Here is a 13,375-nt window from a genome sequence, read left to right as displayed (position 1 = left end):
TGCCGATCCTCTTGTGCTCGAAGCGACCCACGCGGTCAGCCCGCTTTCAAGGCTTCACGTCATCGACGAACTGATTGGTAAACGTGCGCGACAGATCGATATGCCGCCCCTTCACCGCCGGATTGAAACTCGACAGTACCTTCAGCACCGTCTGCGGACCGTCGGCTGGCATCTTGCCGTCGACGGTGTACATCGGCAGCGAGGCCTGCAATGCGCTGATATACAGCGCCCTGTCGTTGCCGATGTCTTCTTTTGGCATCTGCGCGGCGATCTGTTCCGCGCTGTGCGTGTGCATATAGCGCAGCGTCTTGACGAATGCGCGCGCGAGTTTCGCGGCTACGTCGGCATGCGCGTCGAGCCACGTGCTTTGCACATAGAGGCTCGACGCCGGATACATGCCTCCAAGCGCGGCGCGCGTGCGATCGACATTGCGCATGTCGACGAGTACTTTGGCGTCGCCCGCTTTCAATAGTTGAGTGACGGTCGGCTCGGTCGTCATACCCGCCTGAATGCGTCCTTGCCGCATCGCCGCGATGAAACTGCTGTCCGCGCCGACCGGCAGCAGCGTGTATTGCGTGGACCGCACGCCCGCGCGCTGTGCGAGGTACTGCGTGAGAAAACTCGTCGAGGAGCCGAGCCCCGTCACGCCGAGTGTTTTACCGCGCACGTCGGCCATGCTCCGGATCGAATCGGCCGATTTCGCCGCGACCAGTTGCACTTCGCCGGGCACCTGGCTGAACACGACGATCGTCTTCACTTCCTTGCCGCGTGTCTGCAGATCGATCGTATGATCGTAGAAGCCGACCACGCCCTGCACCGCGCCCGCGAGCATTTCATTTTCGCCGTCTATTCCAGTCGGCTGCGACAGCAGTTCGACGTCGAGCCCTTCGGCCTTGAAATAGCCGAGCTGTTCGGCAAGACGCGCCGGCAGATAGATGAGCTTGTTGGTACCGCCCACCATGATCGCGAGTTTCTCCGGCGCGGCGGCTTGCGCAGGCGTCGCGAGTCTCGCGAGCGCGCACAGCGCGAGCGACGCCGCGACGGCGGCATAGGCCGCGCGCGAGAAACGCGTCGAGGAAAGCTTCATTGGGGGTGTCTCCGTTATCTTGTGTCTGGGCGCCGCGCGGGTCGCCTGCCCGTGATTTTGAAGGTGCGAACCCTTCCCGATGCTTTCACGGCTGTGCATGTTGCGCGAACCTCGGGTTTATCCCGATCACTTCGGCGTCGCGCGCGGAAACGTCACGGCGATATGCACACCCTTGCCGCCCTCGCCCGCCTTCAGCGTGATCTCGCCGTGATGGGCGTCCGCGATTTCGCGCACGATCGCAAGACCGAGGCCCGTGCCCTCGGTATCCGTCGACGCACGAAAGAACGGCTCGAACACGCGGCTGCGCGATTCTGCCGGAATGCCGGGGCCGTTGTCGGTCACGCTGAGCGTCACCGCATTGGCCGCGGTATCAGCGTTCACGGCGACCGTCACGTGACCACCGCTGCCCGTATAGCGAATCGCGTTCTCGGCGAGATTCGCGATCAGTGCCTGCAACAAGCCGCGATGTCCGAGCACCGGCGCCGCGCCGTGCAATTCCGCGCCCAGATCGATTTCACGTGCCTGCGCGAGCAAGCCGAGATCTTCGACGACCTCCATCGCGAGCGGCACCAGATCGACGCGTTCCATTGCGAGCTGCGAGTTGTCGGCGGCCTCGGCCTGCGCGAGCAAAAGCAGCTTGTTGGTGAGCCCGACCATCGAGCGGTTGCTGCGATGCATCGCGGCAAGCGCTTCGTCGAGCGCGGGATTGAGGCCTTCCTGCTGCCGCGCGAATTGCAGTTGCGTGCCGAGCAGCGTGAGCGGCGTGCGCAACTGATGCGCGGCGTCGGCGATAAAGCGCCGCTGCGCCGCCACCTGCACGCCGAGCCGCGCGATGCACTGATTGATCGCATCGACGATGGGCCGCAGTTCCGTATGCAGACGCTCGACGCGAATCGGTTCGAGCTGCATCGGATCGCGGTCGGCCACCTCGTCTTTCACCTTCATCAACGGCCGCAACTCGAACGTGAGCCCGATGCAAACGAGCGCCACCGCCAGCGCGATCATTTCGAGCTGGCGCACGAGTTGCGGCCGCCACAGCTGTTGCGTCATCGCATCGCGCGAGCGCACGGTCTTGCCGACCGTCACGCGCACGGGACGCGTCGCGCCGTTGTCGTACATGAGTCGCACGATGTCGACAGCGCGCACCTGCTGGCCGTGCAACTGCGTGTAGTACGAATCCGGCACGTCGGGCGCCCGCAGCGGACGCGGCGGGAAATCAGGCGTACCCGCGAGCAGCCGCCCATCGTCGACACGCACGCTATAGAACACCTGGTCGCGATATGGCGATGCGAAGATCTCGAGCGCGGCGGGCGGCACATCGACACGCAGAAAGCCGTCGCTCCATTCGACCTCGCCCGCGATCATCCGCGCCGACGCGACCAGCTGATTGTCCTGCACCAGATTCGCGGTGTGCCGCGCGTTGTCGTACTCGGTCTTGCCGGTCACGAACACATAAAGCGCGAGCGGTACGAGCAGCCACCACAGCAGGCGTATGCGTAGGCTATTGGCCATCGTTACTGGTCGTCTTCCCGCTTGCGCAGCAGATAGCCGAGCCCGCGCAGCGTGACGATCGCGGCCGAGCTGCCATCGAGCTTCTTGCGCAGACGCGAAATGTAGATCTCGACCGCATCCTCGCTCGGCTCGTCGGCGAGCGTGAAGATCGCATCGACGAGCGCCGGCTTCGTCACCGTCTTGCCGAGGCGCAGGATCAGCGCTTCGAGCACCGAACGCTCGCGCGGCGTCACGTTCAGCGGCGCGCCCTTCAGCGTGAACTGGCGCGTGTCGATGTCGAACGACAGATCGCCGCACACCACCTCGCCCGCTTTCGACGGCGACTGCCGCCGAATCGCCACCTTGATGCGCGCAATCAGCTCGCGCACTTCGAACGGCTTCACCAGATAGTCGTCGGCGCCGGCGCCGAGCAGCTCCACCTTCTCGTCGATCGAGCCGCTCGCGGTGAGGATCAGCACCGGTGTCGCGTCGCCACGCTGACGCAGCCGGCGCAGCACGTTCTTGCCCGACAGCTTCGGCAGGTTCAGGTCGAGCAGGATCACGTCGTAGTGATTGGTGCGCAGCAGGCGGTCGGCTTCATCGCCGTCCTGCACGGTGTCGAGCGCGAAGGCCTCCTGCTCCAGCATTTTCGCGAGCCAGTGCGCAAGCGTGGGGTTGTCTTCGATCAGCAGCAGCTTCATGGCGGCAACGGCAAAAGTCAGGTCGTCGATTGTGCCTTAAAACAAGGGGGCCGCGCGCATACCGTGTGGTTTGCCGCATATGTCCAGTGCCCGCCGCGAGCGCAGTGCCGATCCGCGCGCAATTTCGACCCAATTTCGGCGCATTTTCGGCGCATTTTCGGGTTAACACCCATGTTTTGCGCCAAACCCGAAAGCTGCCAGAAGGTTTCGCGTTTCTATAATCGCCCCCATTGACCCAGAAAAGCGCCGCGCACCACGATCGCGGCGCCCCACCTAAGGAGACTGCTTCATGCGTACCTTGCGCCAGATTGCCGCTGTATCAGGAGTTGCGTTCGCCCTTGCCGCCGCATCGGCCGCCGCTCACGCCGAGAAAATCACGATCATGGTCGGCGGCGCCACCAAGATCATCTATCTGCCGGCCAAGCTCACCGAGCAGCTCGGTTACTTCAAGGACGAAGGCCTCGACGTCGAGATCCTGTCGCAGCCGGCCGGTGTCGATGCGGAGAACGAACTGCTCGCGGGCGCGGTGCAAGGCGTGGTCGGCTTCTACGATCATACGATCGACCTGCAGAGCAAGGGCAAGGAAGTGCAGGCGCTCGTCGTCTTCGGCCAGGTGCCGGGCGAAGTAGAGATGGTCTCGACGAAGGCGGCCGATTCGCTGAAGAGCATGGCCGACGTCAAAGGCAAGACGCTCGGCGTGACCGGCCTCGGTTCGTCGACCAGCTTCCTCACGCAGTACCTCGCGCAGCGCGCGGGCGTGCCGTCGACGCAATACACGATGTTGCCGGTCGGCGCGGGCAACAGCTTCATCGCCGCCGTCAAGCAAGGCCGCATCGACGCCGGCATGACCACCGAGCCGACCGTCTCGCAACTGCTCAAGACCGGCGACGCGAAGGTGCTGGTCGACATGCGCAACGTGGACGGCACGCGCGCCGCGCTCGGCGGCACCTACCCCGCTTCGAGCTTCTACGTGCAGCGCGCGTGGGCCGAAGCGCACAAGGACGAGGCCGCGAAGCTCTCGCATGCGTTCGCGAAGACGCTGAACTACATCGCGACGCATAGCGCCGAGGACATCGCCGCGCAGATGCCGAAAGACTACTACGGCAACAACAAGGACCTGTACGTGACCGCGCTGAAGGCGTCGCTGCCGATGTTCACGAAGGACGGCAAGATGCCCGCCGACGGCCCGGATACGGTGCTGAAGGTGCTGTCCGCATTCAATCCATCGGTGAAGGGCAAGCATATCGATCTCGCCAAGACCTACACCAACGACTACCTGTCGGCGCCGGTCAAGACCGCGTCGAAGTAACGCTTCTTTTATATTCACAGAACTGCGAGGCACCCGCCGATGAATCAACCTATGTCACGCGAGACGCCAGCGATCGAAATGCGCAACGTGTCGTGCCGTTTCATTTCCCCGGACGGCAAGGCCACGATCGCGCTGCGCGATTTCAGCATGTCGGTGGCACGCGGCGAATTCGTCGCGGTGGTCGGCCCGACCGGCTGCGGCAAGTCCACCACGCTCAGCATGATCACCGGCTTGCTGAAGCCGACCACCGGCGAAGTGCGCGTGATGGGCGCGCCGGTGGACGGCATCGATCCGCGCATCGGTTTCGTGTTTCAGGCCGATGCGGTGTTTCCGTGGCGCTCGGTGCTCGACAACGTCGCGGCGGGTCCGCTGTATCGCGGCCGCTCGAAATCGGCCGCTTACGACGAAGCGAACGAATGGCTGCGCCGCGTTGGCCTCGACAAGTTCGGCAAGCACTATCCGCATCAACTGTCCGGCGGCATGCGCAAGCGCGTCGCGCTTGCGCAGACCTTCATCAACAAGCCGGAAATCCTGCTGATGGACGAGCCGTTCTCGGCGCTCGACATGCAGACGCGCACCTTGATGCAGGACGAGTTGCTGCAATTGTGGGGCGGCGCCGGCTCGGTCGTGTTCGTCACGCACGACCTCGAAGAAGCGATTGCGCTCGCCGACCGCGTGTTCGTGCTAACTGCCCGCCCCGCCACGCTGAAGAAAGTCTACGAAATCGATCTGCCGCGACCGCGCGTCACATCGGAGGTCCGCTACGACTCACGCTTCATCGAAATTTCGCGCGATATCTGGCATGACCTGCGCGAAGAAGTGCAGATCGGTTAATCAAGGAACGGCAAACATGTCTACACCCTCTCAACAGATGATGCCCTCGGGTATCGACGCCGCGTCGCTCGCTCACGTCGAGCGTATTGCGCAGAAGAAGATCCGCCAGCGCCAGGTTCTGGTGATTTCGCTGCGCATTCTCCTGCTCGTGGTCGTGCTCGGCGGCTGGGAACTGTCGGCGCGCCTGAAGTGGATCGACCCTTTCTTCTTCTCGATGCCGAGCGAGATCTTCGCTCAGATCGTCGACTGGTTCGTGAACGGTACCTCGCAAGGGCCGCTGCTCACGCAGGTGTGGGTCACGCTCGAGGAAACGGGGCTCGGCTTCATCATCGGTTCGATCGGAGGCATCTTCTGCGGCATCGTGCTCGGCCGCAACAAGCTGCTCTCCGACGTGTTCAGCCTCTACATCAAGATCGCCAACTCGATCCCGCGCGTCGTGCTCGGCTCGGTGTTCGTGATCGCGCTCGGGCTCGGCATGGCATCGAAAGTCGCGCTCGCGGTCGTGATGGTGTTTTTCGTCGTGTTCGCCAACGCGTTCCAGGGCGTGCGCGAAGCGGATCGCTACATGATCGCGAATGCGCAGATTCTCGGCGCGTCGCGCCGTCAGGTGACGACCTCGGTCGTGATTCCGTCGGCGCTGAGCTGGATTCTCGCGAGCCTGCACGTGAGCTTCGGCTTTGCGCTGGTCGGCGCGGTGGTCGGCGAGTTTCTCGGCTCGAAGCAGGGCATCGGCTTGCTGATCTCCACCGCACAGGGCGCGTTCAATGCGGCCGGCGTGTTCGCGGCGATGATCGTGCTGGCGGTGGTCGCGCTTGCCGCCGACTACCTGCTGACCGCGGTGGAGAGTCGATTGTTGAAGTGGCGGCCGAGTTCGGTTTAAGCCACGGCAGCGCAGAGTCCACAAATAGTAGTTCGCTGCACCGATGCCGCTCAGTCTTCCGGACTGAGCGGCATTTTTATTTGCTAACGCACATCCTGTCTCCCGCCAGCAAACTGTTTTTCGCAATACGTTGGCCATCTCGCAACACTTCTTTCTTTCAATCCCCCACCAGAAGCCAATATCCGGCTGCCAGCCCGTTCCATGCGCTATGGCACGCTCGATGCATACCACCGCGCAAGTCAGGCGATTGCCAACATCGATCGCGGATCGAAGCGAGGTGAGTCATGTCGGGTGCACAGAGTCAACGCCGGTCAACCAACGGGTACGGCGGCCCGTTCATGCGCGCCAACACCGCGAATCGCCGCGATCGTCATCATTCGAGCGGATTCGTGCTGTTCGGCTTGCGCACCGCCGGTGTGATCGGCCGCGGACCGAAACGCCTCTGGCCGTATGTCTTGCCCTGGTTGTTCATCCTACTGACGATCGGTTCCATCTGCCTCGTCGTGCGCGGCGTGCTCACGCGTCAATTGCTGGTACCGCCGGTGGAGACACCGCAAACGTTGACCGAGCGCGGCTATACGGCGAACTTTCTCGCCGAGCGGATCATGTCGGCGATGAAGGAAATCGGCCAGGATGCCGAATCGATTCCGCATGACACGATGACCAGCAACGACGCGCAACAGGACATCCAGATTCCGGGCCAGGAAATGTCGTATGCGACGACGGTGCGCTTCATCAAAGGCGTGCTCAAACGCGACGATGTCGCCGTGCACATCGGCATCACGAAGACGAATAGCAGCGCGGATTCATACGTCGCGCACGTGCAGATAGAACACGGACCGTTCAACGGCCGCGAAAGCACGGTGCCGTTCGAAGGGCGCGACCTCGAAAAGCTCGTGCACGACATCGCAGTCACGGCGATGCGCCTCGCCGAACCTAACATCCTCGCCAGTCATCTGTTCACGCAGGTGCAAAAGACCAAATGCTCGCTCGCGCAATGCGACTATCGCGAGATCGTCGGGATCTATGACGAAGTCCTCGCGTTGCCCTCATCCGAGCAAGCCCAATGGGCAGTCGCGGGCAAGGCGTGGTTGCTCGACAGTCAGCAGCGCTCGACAGAAGCCGAGCAGCAGATCCGTGAAGCATTGACCCAATACAAGCACTCGGCGGTGCTGCGCGCGAGTCTCGGCATTGCGCTCGAACAACAGAACCGCATCGACGATGCGCTAAAGGAACTGCGGGCCGGCGCGAAGGAAAAGTCGCGCACCGCTGAAAACCTGCGACTGCTCGGCGACGTGCTGTTGCATTCGAAGAAGCACGATCGCGAAGCACTCGAAGCATTCAGGCAGGCCGCCGAGATGAACCCCGACTCCGTCGACACGCTGCACGACTGGGCCGAGGCGCTCGTCAAAACCGGCCGCGACGACGAAGCGATCGACAAGCTGTCGCACGCCGTCGCGTTGCGTCCCGATCTCGCGCCGTCCTATGTGGAATGGGGCCACGCGCTGGAACACAAAGGCGCGCTGCGCGAGGCCGCGCGCAAGTATGCACAGGCATCGCAGCTCGACGCCGGCACGTTGTCGGCGCGCGAACGCGAGCTGGCGCTCTCGACGGACGCATCGCCCGACGAAGCCGATACCCGGACATCGAGGCCTGACCTGCACGTCAAGCCCGTTTCGAATCCCATGACGCCGTACCCGCTTCGGGCCTCGCTCGATACGGTACGCGACGCCGTAGGACGGGCGATGCGAGCGGCCTGAGCCGCGCGCATTCGCCATTTGAGTTGGCAACACAGCCGAACAGGAGACAGTTCGATGGACAGCTTCGAAGATGCATTCAAAGCCTTGATCGGAAACGAAGGCGGGTACAGCTTCAATCCGGCCGATCCAGGCGGCGAAACGATGTGGGGTGTGACAGCGCGCGTCGCGCGCAGTGAGGGCTATAACGGCGCGATGAAAGACCTGCCGCTCGATACCGCCCATCAGATCGCCAAGCGCAGGTACTGGGACCCGTTGCATCTCGACGAACTCGATCCGCGCGTGGCTTTCCAGATTTTCGATGCGAACTACAACGGCGGCCTCGTCGTGCTGTGGATGCAGAAAGCGTCCGGCGCCAGGGAAGACGGCAGGTTCGGCCCCGACACGCTCGATGCGGTCAAGAACGCCGATCCGATGAAGTTCGTGATGCGCTTCGCCGCGTATCGTCTGCGGTACCTGCGGAACCTGCATTCGTGGCCGAATTTCAGCCGCGGCTGGACCGAACGCATGGCAGCCAATCTTCTCCTGGGAGCAGCATGATGGACTGGTCTAAAGTAGCGAAGAATATCAACAGCACCGCCCCGCTTCTCGCCGGGCTCGTAGGGGGGCCGGTCGGCCTCGGCGTGACCGCTGCCGCCGCGATCATCTCGCACGCGCTCGGCACGCCGAGCGACCCGGCCTTCGTGGAACCCGCGTTGAACGACCCCGGCGCACTCGAAAAACTCCGCCAGGCCGAAAGCGCGAACTCGCTGCAATTGCAGCAGTTGATGGTGACGGCCGCGCAGTCGAGCCTCGCGCACGACGCCGACATGGCCCGCATCGCCACGAGCGACACCGCGAATGCACGCGCGATGGGTGTCGCCAATCGCGACTGGGTGCCGAAGGTGCTCGCGATGGCCGTCACCACCGGCTTCTTCGGCATTTTGCTGCTGATGGCGTTCCAGCCTTTGCCGGGTACCAACAAGGATCTCGTCAACGTGATCGTCGGCGCGTTGGGAACCGCGTGGATCAGCATCATCGGCTATTACTTCGGCACGTCGGTCGGCTCGATGCGCAAGACCGAGCTGCTCGCGAAGCCGAGCGTGCCGATCACGGCCGATAGCGCGTTGACGTTGCGCGAACCGGCGTCGCAGTCGGGAGCGCACGCACCGGCGGCGGCCGCGCCGTCCGGCGACCACTTCCCATCGTTCGCGCCGGGCGGGCAAGGTCCGATCTTCTCGGGCGGCAGTTGAGTCGATGCTGCGTTGAGCGAATCATGCACGCGACGAAGTACATTGACCGTCGCGTGCATGTCCGCATCAAAGCAGGGCCCTTTCGTCAGCGCGCGTTTTGCGCTAAGTTGGCAACGCGAAGTCCATCCCGTCCCGAGTGGAGTGATAAAAGATGAGTGACGTCGAGCAGAACGCGCAGAACGATCCGATCGAACACGTCGTGCTACTGTTGATGGAGAATCACTCGTTCGACCAGATGCTCGGCTGCCTCGACGCCGTGCACGACAAACTGGACGGCGTGCGCAACGCGGCCGGCAAATCGAACGCCGACGGTCAAGGCCACACCTTCTATCCGCGTGAAACGCGCGAGCGGCAGATGAAGCACGATCCGAATCACGAGCACAAGGCCGTGATGGAACAGATCGCCGCCGACAACAGCGGTTTCGTGCGTACGTTCGTGAACGACTACCCGAAGAGCAGCCTCGCCGCGCGGCAAGACGTGATGGGCTATTACTCGCTCGGCTTTCTGCCCGCGCTGCACACCCTCGGTTCGCAATTCACGGTGTGCGACCGGTGGTTCTCGTCATTGCCGGGGCCGACGTGGCCCAACCGTTTTTTCGCGCTGACGGGTACGTCGAAAGGCGAGATCGGAATGCCTTCGGGACTCGACGGGCTCAATCCGCACTGGTACACCGAGCAGGATCAGGACACGATTTTCGATCGGCTGAACGCCGCGCGCAAAACATGGAGCGTCTATTTCTACGACCTCCCTGCCTCGTTGCTTCTGAAGAACCAGCGGCGCGCGGAAAACCTCGCGAATTACCGCTCTTTCGATAAATTCTTCGAGGACGCAGCGGGACCCGCCAGTCAGTTTCCGCAATTCGTACTGATCGAGCCGAAGTACTTCGGCGAAGCGCAGAACGACGATCATCCGCCGCACAACATCATGAAGGCAGAGAAGCTGATCGCGGATACCTACAATGCGCTGCGCTCGAATCAGGCGCTGTGGGAGCGCACGTTACTGGTGGTCCTCTACGATGAGCACGGCGGTTTCTACGACCACGTATCGCCGCCGGCCGACGCGCTCGCACCCGACGACCACACCGCGAGCTTCGATTTCAACCGACTCGGCGTGCGTGTTCCCGCCATCCTGGTGTCACCGTGGTGCGAAGCCGGCGTGTGCAACGAACGATTCGATCATTGCAGCCTGCTGAAGTACCTGTGCGACAAGTGGCAAATGCCACCGCTCGGCAAGCGCACCGAGGCGTCCGCGAACCTCGGTGTGGCGATTCGCCGTGGCGGCGGCGCGCGCACCGATACGCCGCCGTTTATTCGCGTGCCCAATCAATCTCTGATTGCGCAGCACGTCGAACTGGAGCGCAAATCGTCGAATGGCAATCAGCATGGCCTGCATCATTTCGCCGACTATCTGCACGCGGAACTGGACCGGCTCGCCGCCGAGGCGGTCGAGGCGGCCGCGCAACTGGCGCGCACCGGCAACGCATGGGTGCGCTTCAAGAGCGCGTTGGGCTCGCTGATGATGAGTCTCGGCCAGTGGCTCAGCAAGGACTTCTACGACGCACGCGACCAACGCGATGCACGCACGAGCCAGGCGTTCACGCGCTTGCGGCAATCGGTGCGTGAGGCGACGCCGGGCATCGCGCGAAACGATGCGGAAGAAACGGCCTCGTCCGTCAATCCGGTCTCGGAGAAATAGCACGCCGCAAAGCGGTGGTAGTGCGGAACGTTGCCGGATGCCAGAGTTCGTGAAATCGGGGACCTTGGATTTCTTCGACTATTTCAATCGTCTTGACGCAGTGGCCGGTTGGCAGTGACGGTATCAGTGAAGCCGACGGTGAATCGTGCCACAGAAACCGGGAATTTCGGTTCGGGACCGCCGCAGCGCAGCGCCGCCTGCCATTCAGAGCGAGCTCCACGCGAGCGTTGCGGCGATGCAGTGGATCGTCAACGCCTACCTGCTCTTTCTCGGGTCCTTTGTGCTGGTGGGCGGATCGATGGGCGACAAGCTGCCAGACCGGGCGGTTGCTGGAGCCGGACGCGCAAGCCGGGGCGGCAGCCGGCGATGCTCATACGCCGCCGCAGACACCCGTGGCGAAGGCGGAAGCCGACGCCATCACTGACGCGCTGCGCGCAGTCGCGCTGGTGTCCGGCGCGTGCGCGTTCGCAGGAGCGGGTCTCGCGGTGGCGACCATCCAGCCCGCAAGTGATGTGCTTGGCGTCGCCGGACGCGCCTGCTTTCGGCATCCGTACTTCGATCTCCGCTGAAACGTACCGCCTTCAGGCAGGCAACGATTATGCGCGGCCCGCTGACGGATCGCCGTGTACACGTTTGCTGCCAATCGTGCCGCAACCATGTGCGGGGACTGAGCCGTGGACAAGGTGCGGAACCCTTCTTGAAAATTCCGTGAAGCAATGAGGGGGTGGTCGAGCGTCCTGACGAATGCTCTGCGCATTCTTTCGGTATCGCCAAATCCGGTCTCTCTGGCGATCACTGCAAGTGAGAGTTCTCCGGTATCGACGAGGCTGCGAGCGGCATCGACCGCAGGATGAGCAAGATCGACCAGGTTTTGTACGTCAGCAAGAGCATACGTCGTCGGGTGTTCGCGACGGCGGAAGATAGCCGCCCGCGCCCGTGCCGAGCACACCCCGGCGTCGACCGTCAGGTCGGCCGGCAGCGCAACCTTCAACATCGACATCGTCTGAACGCCGTCTCCATTACGAAATGCGGTGCCCGGAGCGCGAGGGGTGTGCGCTACTCGAATGCAACGAGGGCTTGCGGCGAAGGTGGCAGCGGCGTCACCGTTACGTTGGAAAAGCCGGCTTCGCGGCCCATTTGCTCGAGTTCGCGCGCGGTGTACGCGTCGCCTTGCGGCGTGGATGCAAGCATCATAAAGGAAAACGCGGCTGCGAACGGCGGCGACACGCGATCCTCGTCGGGAACAAATTCCACCGCGAGCGCTCGCCCTGCGGGACTGAGGCTCCTGCGGACTTTCGAGAGTAATTCCACGCAGGTTGGCGGATCGAAGTGGTGCAGGAAGTTCGTGACCAGCGCCAGATCGAAATTCGTACCCCAATCGACTTCGAACGCACTGCCGGCGACCGTGCGGTAACGCGAACTGACACCGGCCGCTGCGGCGTTCTCCGTCGCGACCTCGAGAACCGGTTGCCAGTCGGTCGCCACTATTTCCGCGCCGGAGATCGCTTCGGCGATCGCGATTCCGAACAGCCCATGCCCGGCTGCAATGTCCAGCACGCGCTTCGGTGCCTGAGGCCGCGCACTCACGTGTTGCGCGATGCTCTGTGCGGTTTGTGTCACGAAGGGTGCCATCGCACGCGCAAACTTCACCCAGACGGGATGCTCGGGCGCGATGTTGCCCAGCCCTACGGCTCCTCCGTTGCGAACGAACGCCGCGGGGTCGTCCAGCCACAGTGCCGTCATTTCAGGAGCCGCCAGGAAATCCACGATGCTCCCCATCCAGGCCGGCGAGGAAGTCGTCAGGAATGCGGTGGTCGACGGCGTCAATCGGTACTGTCCCGTTTCCTTCTGCAGAAACCCGTGCACGGTCAGAAAGTCGCAGAGTATGCGCACACCGCGCTCGGCGGCCTTTACCCGCTCGGCTATACGCTTAACGTCGCCGTGCTCGTCCGCTATCGCGGTGAACAGATCGAGCTCGACGGCGGCTTTCACCGCGGCAGTCTTCTGATAGGCTATCGCGGCATCGACGAAGGCCTGCGGAGAGATGTCGTCCATGGTCGGTAGCCTATCGTGAGATACCCTGCAAACAGATGTTTGAATCGAATCTTTCTTGGCGGGTTTTCAACGCGTTTGTGCAGCATGGGGCTTCTGATAAGCCTAGTCGAATAATGGCTGCGTGTCGAACCTCTGATTGAAGCGGGGGCAAGCGGCCACTCCGCAGGCCTGCTCGCATTCAGCGGAATCCCGAATTCGCGGGGCTGACGCACTCCGTGAGTCTCGGCCGGACCCCGAATTTCTGGGTTCGGCCATAAGTCGACGTTTGACAGCCGCCGCAATCCGGCATCCAAATGACCAGTCCCACCCTGGTACCGGCCATCCAAGTATCCA

Annotated in this window: 12 protein-coding genes and 1 pseudogene; 8 read left to right on the top strand and 5 right to left on the bottom strand. The window is 62.9% G+C overall.

Going from position 1 to position 13,375, the window contains the following annotated elements:
- Positions 1-46: 46 nt before the first annotated feature.
- From HDG37_RS09325 to HDG37_RS09315, 3 genes are all read right to left on the bottom strand, one after another.
- The gene (locus tag HDG37_RS09325; RefSeq protein ID WP_184046332.1) at positions 47-1,087 is read right to left on the bottom strand and encodes an ABC transporter substrate-binding protein; all 1,041 of its coding nucleotides are present in this window, start codon (positions 1,085-1,087) and stop codon (positions 47-49) included.
- A 126-nt stretch (positions 1,088-1,213) separates the two neighbouring features.
- Positions 1,214-2,599 (bottom strand): sensor histidine kinase, encoded by a 1,386-nt coding sequence (locus HDG37_RS09320; protein ID WP_184046330.1) that lies wholly within the window; start codon positions 2,597-2,599, stop codon positions 1,214-1,216.
- Positions 2,600-2,601: 2 nt separating this feature from the next.
- Positions 2,602-3,279 carry a response regulator gene (locus HDG37_RS09315; protein WP_184046328.1) on the bottom strand — a complete coding sequence of 226 codons (678 nt, stop codon included), beginning with the start codon at positions 3,277-3,279 and terminating at the stop codon, positions 2,602-2,604.
- A 289-nt stretch (positions 3,280-3,568) separates the two neighbouring features.
- Between HDG37_RS09315 and HDG37_RS09310 the strand changes: the two genes are divergently transcribed.
- The 8 genes and pseudogenes from HDG37_RS09310 to HDG37_RS40290 all read left to right on the top strand — a co-directional run.
- The gene (locus HDG37_RS09310) at positions 3,569-4,588 is read left to right on the top strand and encodes an ABC transporter substrate-binding protein (RefSeq protein WP_184046327.1); all 1,020 of its coding nucleotides are present in this window, start codon (positions 3,569-3,571) and stop codon (positions 4,586-4,588) included.
- A gap of 39 nt (positions 4,589-4,627) precedes the next feature.
- Complete coding sequence (locus tag HDG37_RS09305; protein ID WP_090807505.1) at positions 4,628-5,422, top strand: ABC transporter ATP-binding protein; 795 nt, start codon at positions 4,628-4,630, stop codon at positions 5,420-5,422.
- A gap of 16 nt (positions 5,423-5,438) precedes the next feature.
- A complete protein-coding gene (locus HDG37_RS09300; protein WP_090807507.1) occupies positions 5,439-6,302 on the top strand; it encodes an ABC transporter permease in 864 nt (287 codons plus the stop codon).
- Positions 6,303-6,640: 338 nt separating this feature from the next.
- Entirely contained in the window at positions 6,641-8,062 is a 1,422-nt protein-coding gene (locus tag HDG37_RS09295; protein ID WP_409259999.1) for a tetratricopeptide repeat protein, read from the top strand.
- 54 nt (positions 8,063-8,116) lie between these two features.
- The gene (locus HDG37_RS09290; RefSeq protein WP_184046323.1) at positions 8,117-8,599 is read left to right on the top strand and encodes a glycoside hydrolase family 108 protein; all 483 of its coding nucleotides are present in this window, start codon (positions 8,117-8,119) and stop codon (positions 8,597-8,599) included.
- Positions 8,599-9,291 carry a hypothetical protein gene (locus HDG37_RS09285; protein WP_090807513.1) on the top strand — a complete coding sequence of 231 codons (693 nt, stop codon included), beginning with the start codon at positions 8,599-8,601 and terminating at the stop codon, positions 9,289-9,291. Before HDG37_RS09290 ends, HDG37_RS09285 begins: the two co-directional genes overlap by 1 nt.
- Positions 9,292-9,442: 151 nt before the next feature.
- The gene (locus HDG37_RS09280; RefSeq protein WP_184046321.1) at positions 9,443-10,987 is read left to right on the top strand and encodes an alkaline phosphatase family protein; all 1,545 of its coding nucleotides are present in this window, start codon (positions 9,443-9,445) and stop codon (positions 10,985-10,987) included.
- A 184-nt stretch (positions 10,988-11,171) separates the two neighbouring features.
- A pseudogene (locus HDG37_RS40290) lies at positions 11,172-11,333 on the top strand (MFS transporter); the annotation flags it as partial.
- A 24-nt stretch (positions 11,334-11,357) separates the two neighbouring features.
- Here the strand turns inward: HDG37_RS40290 and HDG37_RS40285 are convergent.
- Both HDG37_RS40285 and HDG37_RS09270 read right to left on the bottom strand, forming a co-directional pair.
- Entirely contained in the window at positions 11,358-11,987 is a 630-nt protein-coding gene (locus tag HDG37_RS40285; RefSeq protein ID WP_184046319.1) for a hypothetical protein, read from the bottom strand.
- A 56-nt stretch (positions 11,988-12,043) separates the two neighbouring features.
- Positions 12,044-13,042, bottom strand: a complete 999-nt coding sequence (locus HDG37_RS09270) for a class I SAM-dependent methyltransferase (protein WP_184046317.1) — start codon at positions 13,040-13,042, stop codon at positions 12,044-12,046.
- Between the last annotated feature and the right edge of the window lie 333 nt (positions 13,043-13,375).

The organism is Paraburkholderia sp. MM5384-R2, from assembly GCF_014201025.1.
GTDB lineage: Bacteria > Pseudomonadota > Gammaproteobacteria > Burkholderiales > Burkholderiaceae > Paraburkholderia > Paraburkholderia tuberum.
Note: the sequence above shows the minus strand (reverse complement) of the source record. Positions and strands in the feature narration are given on the sequence as shown.

Coding starts and splice junctions, on each gene's coding strand:
- HDG37_RS09280 (WP_184046321.1), top strand. CDS start 9,443: ATGAGTGACGTCGAGCAGAACGCGCAGAACGATCCGATCGAACACGTC.
- HDG37_RS09270 (WP_184046317.1), bottom strand. CDS start 13,042: ATGGACGACATCTCTCCGCAGGCCTTCGTCGATGCCGCGATAGCCTAT.
- HDG37_RS40285 (WP_184046319.1), bottom strand. CDS start 11,987: ATGTCGATGTTGAAGGTTGCGCTGCCGGCCGACCTGACGGTCGACGCC.
- HDG37_RS09300 (WP_090807507.1), top strand. CDS start 5,439: ATGTCTACACCCTCTCAACAGATGATGCCCTCGGGTATCGACGCCGCG.
- HDG37_RS09295 (WP_409259999.1), top strand. CDS start 6,641: ATGCGCGCCAACACCGCGAATCGCCGCGATCGTCATCATTCGAGCGGA.
- HDG37_RS09310 (WP_184046327.1), top strand. CDS start 3,569: ATGCGTACCTTGCGCCAGATTGCCGCTGTATCAGGAGTTGCGTTCGCC.
- HDG37_RS09305 (WP_090807505.1), top strand. CDS start 4,628: ATGAATCAACCTATGTCACGCGAGACGCCAGCGATCGAAATGCGCAAC.
- HDG37_RS09285 (WP_090807513.1), top strand. CDS start 8,599: ATGGACTGGTCTAAAGTAGCGAAGAATATCAACAGCACCGCCCCGCTT.
- HDG37_RS09290 (WP_184046323.1), top strand. CDS start 8,117: ATGGACAGCTTCGAAGATGCATTCAAAGCCTTGATCGGAAACGAAGGC.
- HDG37_RS09320 (WP_184046330.1), bottom strand. CDS start 2,599: ATGGCCAATAGCCTACGCATACGCCTGCTGTGGTGGCTGCTCGTACCG.
- HDG37_RS09325 (WP_184046332.1), bottom strand. CDS start 1,087: ATGAAGCTTTCCTCGACGCGTTTCTCGCGCGCGGCCTATGCCGCCGTC.
- HDG37_RS09315 (WP_184046328.1), bottom strand. CDS start 3,279: ATGAAGCTGCTGCTGATCGAAGACAACCCCACGCTTGCGCACTGGCTC.